This window comes from Niallia sp. M35 (assembly GCF_050971705.1).
Classification (GTDB): Bacteria; Bacillota; Bacilli; order Bacillales; family Cytobacillaceae; genus Niallia; species Niallia circulans_A.
Genome location: NZ_JBPCEP010000009.1, coordinates 175,445 through 189,681 on the forward strand (window position 1 = coordinate 175,445; position 14,237 = coordinate 189,681).

At 37.3% G+C, this 14,237-nt stretch carries 14 protein-coding genes; 13 read left to right on the top strand and 1 reads right to left on the bottom strand.

The genetic code is table 11. From position 1 onward, the window contains the following. Nucleotides 1-478: 478 nt before the first annotated feature. From rho to NiCM35_RS14295, 6 genes are all read left to right on the top strand, one after another. A complete protein-coding gene (rho, locus tag NiCM35_RS14270) occupies nucleotides 479-1,753 on the top strand; it encodes a transcription termination factor Rho (RefSeq protein WP_095329561.1) in 1,275 nt (424 codons plus the stop codon). A gap of 208 nt (nucleotides 1,754-1,961) precedes the next feature. After that, the gene (gene rpmE / locus NiCM35_RS14275; protein WP_047940758.1) at nucleotides 1,962-2,162 is read left to right on the top strand and encodes a 50S ribosomal protein L31; all 201 of its coding nucleotides are present in this window, start codon (nucleotides 1,962-1,964) and stop codon (nucleotides 2,160-2,162) included. 322 nt (nucleotides 2,163-2,484) lie between these two features. Then, the gene (locus tag NiCM35_RS14280) at nucleotides 2,485-3,102 is read left to right on the top strand and encodes a thymidine kinase (protein WP_047940757.1); all 618 of its coding nucleotides are present in this window, start codon (nucleotides 2,485-2,487) and stop codon (nucleotides 3,100-3,102) included. Between the two features lie 250 nt (nucleotides 3,103-3,352). Further along, nucleotides 3,353-3,739, top strand: coding sequence for a MerR family transcriptional regulator (locus tag NiCM35_RS14285; RefSeq protein WP_433779855.1), 387 nt, complete (start codon nucleotides 3,353-3,355; stop codon nucleotides 3,737-3,739). Between the two features lie 39 nt (nucleotides 3,740-3,778). Next, nucleotides 3,779-5,092 (top strand): hemolysin family protein, encoded by a 1,314-nt coding sequence (locus tag NiCM35_RS14290; protein WP_433779857.1) that lies wholly within the window; start codon nucleotides 3,779-3,781, stop codon nucleotides 5,090-5,092. A gap of 60 nt (nucleotides 5,093-5,152) precedes the next feature. Beyond that, nucleotides 5,153-6,214 carry a hemolysin family protein gene (locus NiCM35_RS14295; RefSeq protein WP_095329564.1) on the top strand — a complete coding sequence of 354 codons (1,062 nt, stop codon included), beginning with the start codon at nucleotides 5,153-5,155 and terminating at the stop codon, nucleotides 6,212-6,214. Nucleotides 6,215-6,329: 115 nt separating this feature from the next. On the opposite strand, the gene NiCM35_RS14300 is transcribed toward NiCM35_RS14295, so the two are convergent. Then, a complete protein-coding gene (locus tag NiCM35_RS14300) occupies nucleotides 6,330-7,217 on the bottom strand; it encodes an STAS domain-containing protein (protein ID WP_095329565.1) in 888 nt (295 codons plus the stop codon). Nucleotides 7,218-7,391: 174 nt separating this feature from the next. Here NiCM35_RS14300 and prfA point away from each other — a divergent pair, with 174 nt between their 5' ends. The 7 genes from prfA to NiCM35_RS14335 all read left to right on the top strand — a co-directional run bounded on the left by prfA (nucleotide 7,392) and on the right by NiCM35_RS14335 (nucleotide 14,041). Beyond that, nucleotides 7,392-8,465 (top strand): peptide chain release factor 1, encoded by a 1,074-nt coding sequence (prfA, locus tag NiCM35_RS14305; protein WP_095329566.1) that lies wholly within the window; start codon nucleotides 7,392-7,394, stop codon nucleotides 8,463-8,465. After that, on the top strand, nucleotides 8,458-9,321 hold the full coding sequence (prmC, locus tag NiCM35_RS14310; RefSeq protein ID WP_123258492.1) for a peptide chain release factor N(5)-glutamine methyltransferase: 864 nt from the start codon (nucleotides 8,458-8,460) through the stop codon (nucleotides 9,319-9,321). The genes prfA and prmC overlap by 8 nt, the downstream gene beginning before the upstream one ends. 336 nt (nucleotides 9,322-9,657) lie before the next feature. Next, entirely contained in the window at nucleotides 9,658-10,362 is a 705-nt protein-coding gene (gene spoIIR / locus NiCM35_RS14315) for a stage II sporulation protein R (protein WP_095329568.1), read from the top strand. Between the two features lie 211 nt (nucleotides 10,363-10,573). Next, nucleotides 10,574-11,503 carry a metal ABC transporter solute-binding protein, Zn/Mn family gene (locus NiCM35_RS14320; protein WP_433779859.1) on the top strand — a complete coding sequence of 310 codons (930 nt, stop codon included), beginning with the start codon at nucleotides 10,574-10,576 and terminating at the stop codon, nucleotides 11,501-11,503. Between the two features lie 2 nt (nucleotides 11,504-11,505). Beyond that, a complete protein-coding gene (locus NiCM35_RS14325; RefSeq protein ID WP_095329570.1) occupies nucleotides 11,506-12,240 on the top strand; it encodes a metal ABC transporter ATP-binding protein in 735 nt (244 codons plus the stop codon). Beyond that, on the top strand, nucleotides 12,240-13,148 hold the full coding sequence (locus tag NiCM35_RS14330; protein WP_095329571.1) for a metal ABC transporter permease: 909 nt from the start codon (nucleotides 12,240-12,242) through the stop codon (nucleotides 13,146-13,148). Before NiCM35_RS14325 ends, NiCM35_RS14330 begins: the two co-directional genes overlap by 1 nt. Next, nucleotides 13,148-14,041 carry a metal ABC transporter permease gene (locus tag NiCM35_RS14335; protein ID WP_095329572.1) on the top strand — a complete coding sequence of 298 codons (894 nt, stop codon included), beginning with the start codon at nucleotides 13,148-13,150 and terminating at the stop codon, nucleotides 14,039-14,041. Before NiCM35_RS14330 ends, NiCM35_RS14335 begins: the two co-directional genes overlap by 1 nt. Nucleotides 14,042-14,237: the final 196 nt, after the last annotated feature.

Sequence of the window (14,237 nt, forward strand, 5' to 3'; positions counted from 1 at the left end):
CTTCCTCCATACCTTCCTTTTCGAAAGACCCTAAAAAAGAAGGATGAAAAACGAAACTTCATCCATATTCTGCTTCCATTATGGAGTGAACAAGTGTTGGTAAAAAAATTCTTGTTGCACATTTTTCGTAGATGGAGGTAAAATAGAGATTGCTTTTAATTGATTCTCGTCGAAGCTAATAGAAACATGAAGGATAAAATAAAAACTCCTCTTAAGATAAATTTATATTCAAATCACGGCTCCTTCCGCTTTATTGAAAGACAGCCATTCTTATGAAAAAGTTATAAGAAAATGAAAGTATACGATTTATCGATAGCTGGAGAAGAAGCAGGATTCTTCTTTTCCATCCTTCACTTTAATTATTTCTCGCATCAAAATTTCTCTTCAAAAAAGCTTTCGCCTCAAATAGAAGAATAACCTTCCCACATTTCGAAATAAATGGTAGGGATAACTGAAAATATAAAAGAGTGGTGTAAAAATGGGATTAAATATATCTAGTTTAGAAAATATGAAATTAAAAGAGCTGTATGAATTAGCTCGCGAATATAAAGTTGCCTATTACAGTAAGTTAACAAAAAAGGAACTGATTTTTTCCATCTTAAAAGCAAGAGCAGAGCAAGAAGGCTATTTCTTCATGGAAGGCGTTCTAGAGATTATTCAGTCAGAAGGATTTGGCTTCTTAAGACCGATTAATTATTCTCCAAGTTCACAAGATATTTATATCTCAGCATCTCAAATTAGAAGATTTGATTTGAGAAATGGAGATAAAGTTTCAGGGAAAGTTCGCCCGCCTAAAGAAAACGAAAGATACTTTGGCTTACTTCAAGTAGAAGCTGTTAACGGAGACGATCCAGAGTCAGCGAAAGAAAGAGTTCATTTTCCAGCCTTAACACCTCTATACCCGAATCGTCAAATACATTTAGAAACAACACAGAGAAATGTATCTACTAGAATAATGGATGTGTTAGCTCCTGTTGGCTTTGGACAACGTGGTCTGATTGTAGCTCCTCCTAAAGCAGGTAAGACAATGCTGATTAAGGAAATAGCAAATAGTATTACAACAAATCATCCAGAGGCAGAGCTGATTGTTTTACTCATTGATGAAAGACCTGAAGAAGTAACAGATATTGAAAGATCTGTAAGTGGAGACGTTGTTAGCTCAACATTTGATGAAGTTCCCGAAAATCATATTAAAGTTGCTGAATTAGTATTAGAAAGAGCAATGCGTCTTGTGGAACATAAACGTGATGTTATTATCTTGATGGATAGTATCACAAGATTAGCACGTGCATATAACCTAGTTATTCCTCCAAGTGGAAGAACTTTATCGGGAGGAATTGATCCAGGGGCATTCCATAGACCAAAACGATTCTTCGGTGCTGCACGTAATATCGAAGAAGGCGGTTCTTTAACGATATTGGCTACAGCATTAGTTGATACTGGTTCACGTATGGACGATGTTATTTATGAAGAATTTAAAGGAACAGGTAATATGGAGCTTCATTTAGATCGTGCATTAGCAGAAAGAAGAATATTCCCTGCTATTGATATTAGACGCTCTGGAACACGGAAAGAAGAACTATTGATTCCTAAAGAACATTTAGACAAGCTATGGGCTATTCGTAAGTCAATGTCTGATTCACCAGACTTTGCTGAAAAGTTCTTAAGAAAATTAAGACAAACGAAAAGCAATGAGGATTTCTTTGCGATCCTTGGTGAACAAATGAAAGCAGGAACTGCTAAACGTTCCTAAATATATAGAAGTGATTTTAAATAGTTTATTTCTATGATGGAAAGCTTTCAGTATTTTTCAATATTTGGTAATTAATGCATGGTTAATAGTGTTGCAAAACAAGAATGTACTTGTTATAATATAATCAATGTGTTTTACAATTACAGTGTCTAAGCACTGTTTTAGAACTCTGTTTCGAAAGTTGCAGGGCGGAAGGAGATGAAAAGGAATGAAAACAGGAATTCATCCAACTTATAACGAAATTACGGTGAAATGTGCTTGTGGTAACGAGTTCAAAACTGGTTCTGTTAAAAAAGAAATCAAAGTTGAAACTTGTTCTGAGTGCCATCCGTTCTATACTGGACGTCAAAAATTTGCTGAAGCTGGCGGACGTGTTGATCGCTTCAACAAAAAATACGGTCTTAAGTAATATGGAATATCAAGAACAGGCAAGAAGTTACTTCTCCTTGCCTGTTTTTTATTTGGACTGATAGTAGGATTTTTAAGAATGAAAGTCATGATATAACTTTTATTCTTAAGTATCTTATGTTATTTTTTCTTCTATTTTTCACTCGAGATGCTAGGGAAAAATGATATTTGAAGTGAATCTATTATTTCCATTAGCATGGATAGCTGTTAAAGTATGTAAGAGAGAATATGGATAGTGATTTTCATATCTTGACTATTAATTAGAAAAATATAAATAGAGTAATGGAAGAGACAAGTTGTTTTATCTAGGAAGGAGCGGTTTCATGTATGTAATGAAACATCATGGATGGGTAGAAGTTATTTGCGGAAGTATGTTTTCAGGAAAATCAGAAGAACTCATCCGTCGTGTAAGAAGAGCGCAATTTGCTAAGCAGAAGTTTATAGTGTTTAAACCAAGTATCGATAATCGCTATAGTGAGAAATCTGTCGTTTCCCATAATGGAACTGCAACTAATGCGATTCCTATTAGTAAATCAGCCGACATTTTTGAATATGTTACTTCCGATATAGAGATAGTTGCAATAGATGAAGTGCAGTTTTTTGATGATGAAATTATTGGAGTTATACAACATTTGGCAAATAGTGGCCATCGAGTGATTTGTGCCGGTTTAGATCAGGACTTTAGAGGCGAGCCATTTGGAAAAATGCCAGAATTAATGGCGATCGCAGAATTAGTGACGAAGCTTCAGGCAGTTTGTGCCGTTTGCGGTTCTCCAGCAAGCAGAACACAAAGGTTGATTAATGGTGCCCCAGCTAACTACGAAGATCCTGTAATTTTAGTAGGTGCTTCTGAATCTTATGAACCAAGATGCCGCCATCATCATGAAGTACCTAGAAGTACAGAGAAAGCAAATAAAGATAATACCTCAACGGCTTTATAAGAAAAAGCTCTTGTTAGGAATGGTTGGTCCTTCTTAACGGGAGCTTTTTTTATTGTTTATAAAAAAGCTCGAAAAGCCGTACAAAACCGTAGAATTGATAAAACTCATGGAAGTCATTCGCTATACTTAGTTAAATTCAGTAACAACGTGAATGATAAACCATAACGTAATACTGTACGGATTTTTTTTTTCATGTTACTATATAATTAACTTATAAACAGAAAGGGGTTTTTTCATTGGGAAGGCGTTATTGCGTATTGGCCAAGTGGCGAAATTAAGCGGATTATCTACAAGAACGATTGATTATTATACAAGTAATAAATTGCTTCCGGTGACGCGATCTGATTCCAATTATCGCCTGTATTCCGAAGATGTTCTCTATACATTGGAACGAATAAAACTTTTGAAAAAACAACGTATGTCGATTGGAGAAATACGAAATGTTATTCATTCAATGGAAGACCAAGAAATTGAACCAATAATGGATGAGGTACAGGAAGAAATTGCCTGTTTGCATAAAAAACTGGCCTCTTTGGAAGAACGATTGAAAGATGCGCCGCAGGAAGAGAAAAAGAAAGTGTATCGTACACTTGAAACAAAATTATTAGACGTAATGAAATTACTGTCTTTAATGTAACCATTCCTGGAGGTGAATCCCTCGAAACGAGGGAAATAATTGGACATAATAATGATAATCAATTTATTTTTACTGGTGCTATTATTAGCGCTAACAGCTTTCTTTGTTGGTGCTGAATTTGCTGTTGTTAAAATTCGTATGACAAGAGTTGATCAGTTAATAGCAGAAGGAAATAAGAAGGCCATTATGGCGAAGAAAGTAGCAAGTGAGTTAGATTACTATCTTTCTGCCTGTCAATTAGGTATTACCGTAACAGCGCTTGGTCTTGGTGCTTTAGGAAAACCGGCAATTGAGCAACTATTGTATCCAATCTTTAATTTACTGAATGCTTCTCCCTCTGTTGCTTCAGTTGCTTCCTATGCTATTGCTTTTGCATTGGTAACTTTCTTGCATGTGGTGGTAGGAGAAATGGCTCCGAAAACACTTGCTATTCAATTCGCTGAGAAATTAACCTTGTTGCTGGCACCGCCATTATATTGGTTTGGTAAGGTAATGAAACCTTTTATATGGGCATTGAATGGTTCGGCACAAGTAGTACTTCGTTTAATGGGGATTAAACCTGCTAAGCACGAACAGGCTTATTCAGAAGAAGAATTGAAAATAGTAATGACACAGAGTTATCAAGGTGGAGAAATTGACCAAACAGAGCTTGAGTATATGGAAAATGTATTCTCCTTTGATGAAAGAGTAGCGAAGGATATTATGGTTCCTAGAACAGAGTTGGTAACACTAAATAAAGATATGTCCTATGAAGAGATTGTAAAAGTCTTGGATGAGCATAATTATACGCGTTATCCTGTAACAGAGGATGGAGATAAAGATCATATTATTGGTGTGGTGAATGTAAAGAAAATGCTGACACAGATGGCTTGGGGAAGAAATCGTCAATTAGACGAATTCGTTCGCGACCTTCCTGTTGTGTTAGAAGTAACAAGATTGCAGGATGCTCTGTTAAAAATGCAGCAGGAGCGAGTGCATATGTTATTGGTTATTGATGAGTATGGTGGTACCTCTGGTATATTGGCAATGGAAGATATATTAGAGGAACTTGTTGGAGAAATCCGTGATGAGTTTGATGCAGATGAAGTGGCGGACATCCGGGAGTCAGGGAAAGATAAATATTTCATTAATGGCCGTGTATTGCTAGATGAACTAGAAGAACGTTTTGGTATTCCATTTGAAGAAAGGGAAGAACTTGATACTATTGCCGGTTGGATTCAATATCAGCTATTAGATACAGCGAAAATTGGGGATCAAGTAGAACAAGGGGACCGGTTATGGACAGTGACCGATATGGATAATTATCAAATCAAAGAGGTTAGCCTTATACAAAACGCTTTTAAAACAATCTAGATGTCAAAACTGCTTTATCGATAACTCATGGAGGTGAATCCCTTTAAAAGAGGGAAATAATTGGACAGTATAATACTATTGAATTTGTTTTTAGTAGCAGTATTTATTATGTTAACGGCGTTTTTCGTTGGGGCGGAATTTGCTATTTTAAAAGTAAGAACGTCACGATTGGATCAGCTTATTGCCGAGGGGAATAAAAAGGCAATTACTGCAAAGAAAGTAGCGCATGACCTGGATTATTATTTATCTGCCTGTCAGCTTGGAATTACCATTACGGCATTGGTTTTAGGAGCATTAGGAGAACCGACAGTAGAAAAAATTCTTCATCCTTTATTTGAGAGGTTTGATGTGCCTAATGCTTTATCAACAGTACTCTCCTATGCAATTGCTTTATCTGTTGTTTCTTTTTTACATGTTGTAGTCGGAGAATTAGCTCCAAAGACATTGGCTATTCAATATGCTGAAAAAATGACGTTGATGCTTGCTCCTGGTTTATATTGGTTTGGGCGGATTACAAAGCCGATTATCCATGCTTTAAATGGATCATCAAGAGCGATCCTCGGTTGGTTTGGTATCAAACCAACTGGACATGAAATAGCCCATTCGGAAGAGGAATTAAAGTTGATTGTGACTCAAAGTTACGAGAGTGGCGAAATCAATCAAACAGAATTAGCTTATTTAAAGAATATTTTTGCTTTCGATAATCGAATTCTCAAAGAAATTATGATTCCGAGAGAACAAATTGTAAATGTAGAAATAGAAATGTCACTGGAAGAGATGCTGACAGTCTTGGATAAACAAGAATACACTCGTTATCCTGTTACAAAGAATGGTACAAAGCTAGTAGGGTATGTAAATACAAAAGAGATGCTAACAAATGTGGTAGCGGGAAGAGAAACAAAAATGGAAGAATTTATTCATGAGATGCCTATTTTTCTTCAAACGTCGCCTATTAAAAATGTTCTTCTTAAAATGCAGCAAGAGAGAGTGCATATGGCTCTAGTGAAAAATGAAAGAGGCGTAATTGTAGGTCTTGTTACAATGGAGGATATTCTAGAAGAAATTGTTGGCGAGATACGTGATGAATTTGTAGGAGAAGAGATTCTGAATAAAGGATTCTAATTTCGAATTTACTAGTTCAATAGAAAAAGAGTAAAAACTCTGCTAAATCATTTATTGTTACGCAGGAAATCAATTTCCTGAGTGGTGTAAACAATTTAGCGGAGTTTTTTATGGTTTATGCTTTGCGAAAAGGCAGTGCATTTATGCTGGAGGCTGCGACTTCTAAAGATTTTCCCTGTAAAGATAGCGCTTGTTTGAGCGTACTAAATGTGGAAACCTTTCCTAATTTAATTCCCAAGGCAGCAATCATTTGAGCAGTATCAGGACTGAGTCCAGAAATAGTAGACTCGATACCAATAAAAGAAAGTATTTTTGTTAGTTTCATTAACTCATGCAAAACCATTGTATCAATGGAAGAAATACCTGATAAATCAATGAACAAATGCTCAATGCCTTCCTCTTTGCAGCGTACAGGAACGGTTTCTAATATTAGTTTTGCCCGTAGGCTATCAATGTCACCGATTAGGGGAAGAACACCAATCGATTCAGTAATTGGGATAACAGGAACACTTAATTGTTGGATAAGCTCCTCCTGCGAGTGGATTTTTTCTTTTGTAAAAGCATGATACATACTGGTAAATTGATTTGTCAATTGATCAAAAGTAGATTGATATTTAGAGCTCCATTGTAAAACTAAGGCTGTTGAAACCTCTTTATGCTCCAGGATAAACTGTTCAATTGTATTCCATATTGCTTTTCTGGTGATGCTTAATGCCTCTAATACTTCATGAACTGGCGTTGCTAGTTCTACCCTGCTTTTAGCAACCTCATTTGCCCATACTTCTAGGTTATTAGCAAAGATGCTTTCATCCTCTAGAAATGCACTGATGACAGTCTGAATGGTAAAAGCATGCTGTTTTTTTAGCAATTTTTCAACAGCAGGGGAGGAGTTTTTTGAATAAATAGAGCCTGGTTCTCCATCTTTAATAGCAAACCAAGTTTTCGTAATAGAGGGTGCCTTGTCCATCACATATTCATAAATGGAATGGTTTGTTAGGGACATAGTTCATTTCCTCTCTTTTTAGTGTTATATCTATTATAATAGATAATAAAAAAATTGGCTTTACATTCTTCTGTTTATTTAACTAATACGCTATTTTTCATAAGAATTGGTTTTGACGAGGAAAATAGCCTATAATATAATGAGTACGTTATGGATAAAAACGAGGTGAATAGTGTGTTTGATCGTCTTCAAGCTGTAGAGGATCGTTATGACAAGCTTAATGAATTATTAAGTGATCCTGAAATTGTGAATGATACAAAAAAACTGCGTGACTATTCGAAAGAACAATCGGATATTCAAGAAACAGTAGAAGTTTATCGTGAATATAAAGAAGTAAAAGAACAGCATTTAGAAGCTAAAGCAATGCTGGAAGAAAAGCTAGACCCTGAAATGCGTGAAATGGTAAAAGAGGAATTGGATGAAACGGCTGCACGTATTGAAGAGCTAGAAGCACGTTTAAAAATATTATTAATTCCTAAAGATCCTAATGACGATAAAAACGTTATTATGGAAATAAGAGGTGCTGCTGGAGGGGATGAAGCTGCTTTATTTGCAGGAGATCTTTTCCGTATGTACAGCCGTTTTGCGGAGGCGCAAGGATGGAAGATGGAAGTCATTGATGCGAGCTCAACGGGTGTTGGCGGCTACAAAGAAATCATCTTTATGATTAACGGAAAAGGGGCATACAGCAAATTAAAGTTTGAAAATGGGGCCCACCGTGTACAACGTGTGCCGGAAACGGAATCTGGCGGACGTATCCATACGTCTACTGCAACAGTTGCTTGTTTGCCTGAAGCAGAAGAAGTAGAGATTGAAATCCATGAAAAAGATATACGCGTAGATACATTTGCTTCTAGTGGTCCTGGAGGGCAAAGTGTTAATACAACGATGTCTGCTGTCCGTTTAACGCATCTTCCAACAGGTACAGTCGTTTCCTGTCAGGATGAAAAATCACAGATAAAAAATAAAGAAAAAGCAATGAAAGTATTACGTGCGCGTGTTTATGATAAATTCCAGCAAGAAGCACAAGCAGAATATGATCAACAACGTAAATCTGCAGTTGGAACAGGGGATCGCTCTGAACGTATTCGTACGTATAATTTCCCGCAAAACCGTGTGACTGACCATCGTATCGGATTAACTATTCAAAAGTTAGACCAGATTCTTCAAGGGAAAATGGATGATATAATCGATGCCCTCATTTTTGAAGAACAATCTAGTCGTTTGGAAAGTGCTTCTGATGTGTAAGGTATTCGAGGCCCTCAAATGGGCTTCTTCTTATTTAAAGGAGCATAATAGAGAAGAATATGCAGCGGAGTTATTATTAAGGCATTCTTTACAAGTGAGTAGATCTGAATTGCTTATAAAATTTCGTGAAGACATAGATGAAGAACAATTTAAGGATTTCCAAAAGTTAGTCTCCTTACATGCTGAAGGACAACCAGTCCAATATATTATTGGTCAAGAAGACTTTTATGGCAGAGCTTTTAAGGTGAATAAGGAAGTGCTCATTCCTCGACCAGAAACGGAAGAGCTTGTACAATCCGCACTTACGCGGATAGATAGACTGTTTGGAGAAGGTGCGGACTTAAAGCTAATAGATGTGGGGACAGGAAGTGGTGCAATTGCTGTGACTATGAAGTTAGAATGTCCATCCTTGCAGGTGATAGCTAGTGATCTTTATGAAGTTTCTTTAGCTGTTGCAAAGCAGAATGCTGCGAATTTAGGGGCAGAGCCAATAGATTTTGTACAAGGAGATTTATTACAGCCTTTTATTGCTCAAGGGAAGAGCTTTGATGTTGTACTATCCAATCCTCCCTATATACCAGAAAGGGATGTTGTGACGATGTCTGACGTTGTAACTGAGCACGAGCCGCATAGAGCACTGTTCGCTGGAGAGGATGGACTCCTTTTATATAAAAGGCTATGTGAAGAACTACCTCAAGTCGTCAAGGAAAAAGCTATTATCGGCTTCGAAGTAGGCGCAGGCCAGAGCGATGCTGTTGCAAAGCTTTTAGAAGCCGCCTTCCCTCAGGCAAAAGTAGAAGTTCAATATGATATCAATGGCAAAGATCGCATGGTATTTGCAGAAGTGGGCTTTTGATTTGTGGGATGCTGGCAGTAGAAAAGGCATATGCTATACACGGTTATACGGTGTATAGCATATGCCTTTTTTATTTGGGGATGAGCCGTTGTTAAAGAAAGAGAGGTTGAGTCGCAAGAAAGAGGGGTGGAATTGCAAGTAGAAGTGTGAAAATCGTAAGAAAGAGAGAGGAGGTCGCAAGTAAAAGTGTGGGAATCGCAAGAAAAAGCAGCAGAACCGCAAGATAGATGAGGGCAAATTCCAAATCTACAAAAATTACTCTAAAAAAATGAAATTTACTAGTTTAAGATTCTATTAATCTGCCCACACTGTGTTAGTGAAGGGGCGGTGCTAAAGATGAAAAATAAACCGATGGCAACTATTTATTTATTTGTACTTATTTTATCTACAATGATGAGTTTATATATTCCCAAAAATGAAGTGACAGCTAATAATGAAGTAATTATTCCAAACGATGCGATTCGTCTAAGAATATTAGCGAATAGTGATAAGGAAGATGATCAGGAGTTAAAAAGAAAAGTAAGAGATGCTGTAAATGAGGAAATTACAAACTGGGTTTCCGAATTAACTTCTAAAGAAGTGGCTAAAGACTTATTGAAGGAAAAGTTACCAGAGATTCAACAGATTGCAGAAAGAGTAGTAGAAGATGAAAATGCCAACCAAGCCGTAAATGTTACGTTTGATAAAGTAGATTTTCCAACAAAGCTTTATGGGGAGTTCTTATATCCAGCTGGTCAATATGATGCCATTCTAATTACTTTAGGAGAAGGTGAAGGGGCCAATTGGTGGTGTGTTCTTTTCCCACCATTATGCTTCTTGGATTTCTCTAATGGAGTTGCGGTAAGTGATGGATTTGAGGAAGGGGAAGCTGAGAAGAAAGAAGGAAAGGCAGATAAACCAGATAAACCAGCAAAGGAAGAAAAGAAAGAACAAACTAAAGCGGAAGAGAAACAAGATCCTGTATTTGTAGAAGGAGAAAAAGAAGAGGAAGTAGAAGTGAAATTCTTTCTTGTGGAGTTATGGGAGAAGATATTTGGATAACAAAATAGTTTTTAAGAGAGATGCTGTTAATAAAGGCATCTTTTTTATTGAATGTTAGTAAAGTTACTTAAAAAAATTTACCTAATTATGATTAAATCATTGACATTTTTCGGATAGTTAAGTATTTTGTATATAAACATAAAAGTTTCCTTGAGGAAACAAATTGTCCAATGGGTATATTTGTTGAGATAAAGAAAAGGAGGAATAAATAATGTGGAAATTGATACTAACAGGATTGCTAATGTCGTTTGTTTTTCTAACAGGATGTTCAGCTGAATCAACGGGATCTAAAGAAGATGGTAAGCTTACGATTGTTACTACAATTGCGCAAATTGCAGAGCCTATGTCGGTTATTGGCGGCGACAAAGTAGAGGTGCAAAGCTTAATGGGACCTGGAGTGGATCCACATTTGTATACAGCGACACAAGGAGATATCCAGAAAATGGATGGGGCGGATATCGTTTTTTATAGCGGGTTGCATCTAGAGGCCAACATGGTAAAGGTTTTTGCAGAAATCAGCAAAACAAAACCAGTTCTTGCGATCGGGGATGTTATTGCAGAGGAGAAGCTTTTGAAGGATGAAGAAGGAGCGATTGATCCCCATATTTGGTTTGATGTTGATTTGTGGAAAGAGGCACTTGATGCTGCAACAACCGAGTTAAAGAAAGCATCACCTGATAATAGTGACTATTTTGAACAAAATAAACAGGAATATTTTGCGAAATTAGATTCGTTAAAAGAAGAAGCAAAAACACAAATGGAATCATTGCCTGAAGATAAGCGGGTATTAGTTACAGCACATGATGCATTTGGTTATTTTGGAAGAATGCTAGATATAGAGGTTGTTGGTTTACAAGGTTTAAGTACGGAAGCTGAAATTGGGTTATCGGATATAGAGGATACTATTGCATTACTAGTAGAGCATCAAGTTCCAGCAGTTTTTGTTGAAAGCAGCATTAACCCAGCCTCCGTCAATGCGGTTGTGGAAGGAGCAAAAAAACAAGGGCTTGATATAGAATTTGGAGGAGAATTATTCTCTGATGCTATGGGCGATGCGAAATCGAAAGAAGGAACATATATTGGGATGTATGAACATAATGTTGCAACCATCTATCAAGCATTGAGCAGAGGAGTGGAATAAAGATGGAAACAATACTTACAGTGGAAAATGTGTCCGCTGCTTATCGAAAAAATGAAGTGTTATCTGATGTTAGTTTTCAAGTGGAGAAGGGAACTCTGACGAGTATCGTCGGACCAAATGGGGCTGGAAAATCCACTTTGTTAAAAGTAATATTAGAGCTTCACCATGCTATTAGTGGAGAGGTGAATTTTTTCGGTGAAACCTATCAAACAGCAAAATCGAGAATTGGGTATGTGCCCCAGCGTGGTTCGGTAGACTGGGACTTTCCAACAAATGCTCTCGATGTAGTTACAATGGGCTTATATGGGAAAATAGGGTTGCTCAAGTGGCCGAAGAAAGAGCATAAACAAAAGGCGATGGCAGCTTTAAAAGAAATGAAGATGGAAGACTATGCAGATCGTCAAATTAGTCAGTTATCAGGTGGCCAGCAGCAGCGCGTGTTTCTTGCGCGCGCGCTTGCGCAAGATGCTGATCTATACTTCTTAGATGAACCGCTTGCCGGAGTAGATGCGACAACGGAAAAGGCGATTATGGAAACCTTAAAGATGCTGAAGGAGCGAGGTAAAACAGTCATGGTCGTCCACCATGATTTGCAGACAGTTGAAGAATATTTTGACCATGTTCTCTTATTAAATAAAACGGTCATTGCCCATGGTCCTACAAGTGAGACTTTTACAAAAGAAAATATTAGGAAAGCGTATGGTGGTACATTGCACTGGATGGGAGAGAAGAGATAATGTTTAGTATTCTATCTTATAATGCGCAATCTGTATTATTCAGTACGTTCTTATTAGGAATGGCAGCAGGTGTTATTGGAAGCTTCGCTTATTGGAAGAGACAAAGTTTAATGAGTGATGCTCTTTCTCATGCTGCGTTACCAGGAGTGGTATTAGGGTTTATACTACTGGGAGAAAAAAATCTCTTTGTTATGATAATTGGAGCAGCGATTACCGCTTTATTAGGTGCATTTCTTATTCAGTGGATCAGAAGCTCCAGTCGTGTGAAAGAAGATGCAGCCATGGGAATTGTGTTATCTGTTTTCTTCGGCTTAGGGATTATGCTGTTATCATTTGCTAATCGAATGCCTGGCGGTAATCAGAGCGGGCTGGATAGTTTTATATTTGGGCAAGCGGCATCCATGGTATCAAGAGATGTCTGGACTATGATGATGGTGGCTATTATTGTACTTTTCTTAACAGTAATTCTTTTTAAAGAATGGAAAATCTTTTTGTTCGACCCAAGCTTTGCAAAAGGAATAGGTATATCCATAACTGGGATGAATGCACTCTACATGGCAATTCTTGTTTTAGTTATTGTGGTTGGTATTCAAGCGGTCGGCGTCATATTAATGGCAGCCTTATTAATAATTCCAAGTGTAAGTGCTAGATATTGGACAGAATCCTTTAAAGTGATGGTGATTCTTTCCGCCTTGTTTGGAGGAGCCTCCGGAATGATGGGGACATTTTTAAGCACAATTGGAAAAGGATGGCCAACTGGTCCGTTTATCGTAGTAACCGCAGCTGCTATTTTCTTTATCTCCTTATTTTTAGGAAGTAAAAAAGGATTGGCTGTTGTCTTTTTTCAACAGAAAAGACAAAGGAAGGGCATGGAGTTAGTAAAAATGACGAGGGAGGTAGAACAATAATGAGCTATACTGGTTGGATATTGTTGACTGCCTCATTAGTAGGACTAAGTTGTGGTTTAATTGGCGTTTTGTTGATTTTAAGAAGAATGGCAATGATGGCTGATGCTATTAGTCATACCGTGTTATTGGGGATAGTGTGTGCTTATTTAATAACACGAGAATTAACAGGAATTCATATGTTAATTGGAGCGGTTATTGCTGGACTTGTTACTGCGGTTGTCATTCAGTGGCTGCATACACACGGAGTTCAGCAAGAAGCTTCGATTGGAATTGTCTTTACTACACTATTTGCGATAGGGGTCATTTTAATTGCAACAAAAGTAGGTAATGCTCATTTAGATGTGAAACATACGTTGATGGGGGAAATTACTTTCATTCCATGGGAAAGAGTAGAAGTTCCGATTTTAGGAAGGGTTCCAGAGGCAGTAGTATTACTAAGCGCCGTGCTATTTGTAGTTCTATTGGTCATTATAGCATTCTATAAAGAATGGAAAATTACTTCATTTGATCCAGCACTTGCAGCAAGTCTGGGCATTCCTGTTATCTTTATGCATTATTTATTTATGTCTTTAGTATCCTTAACAACAGTGGCTGCTTTTGATGCTGTCGGTGCCATTATGGTAGTAGCGATGCTTATTACTCCAGCGGCCGCCGCTTATTTATGGACAGATCGATTATCCTTTCTTTTTCTGTTAAGCAGTGGGTTTGGGATTCTAGCGGCGTTTATTGGCTATTATATGGCGGTATGGTTAGATACCTCTATTTCAGGGGCGATGGCTTTTTCTACAGGCATCATTTTTATGATAAGCTTCCTTTGCTCTCCTAAATATGGAGTATTAGCAAAAAGAATGACAAGAAGAAAACACAACGCGAGAACATACAAAATTAGTTAAGAGATTGTCTATGAAGTACGCTTTTAAAAGAGGGGTTAGAACCTTCTTTTAAAAGCGTACTAGTCGGACAGTCTTTTTTATGTGATCGTCAGCCTCATTAATCACTTCTTATACTCTCCCCTCTAAATTTTAAGCCGCAATCAAAAGAAAAAATTATGCGCTTCCAGTATTTTAATAATAAAAATTAATCAGAAAA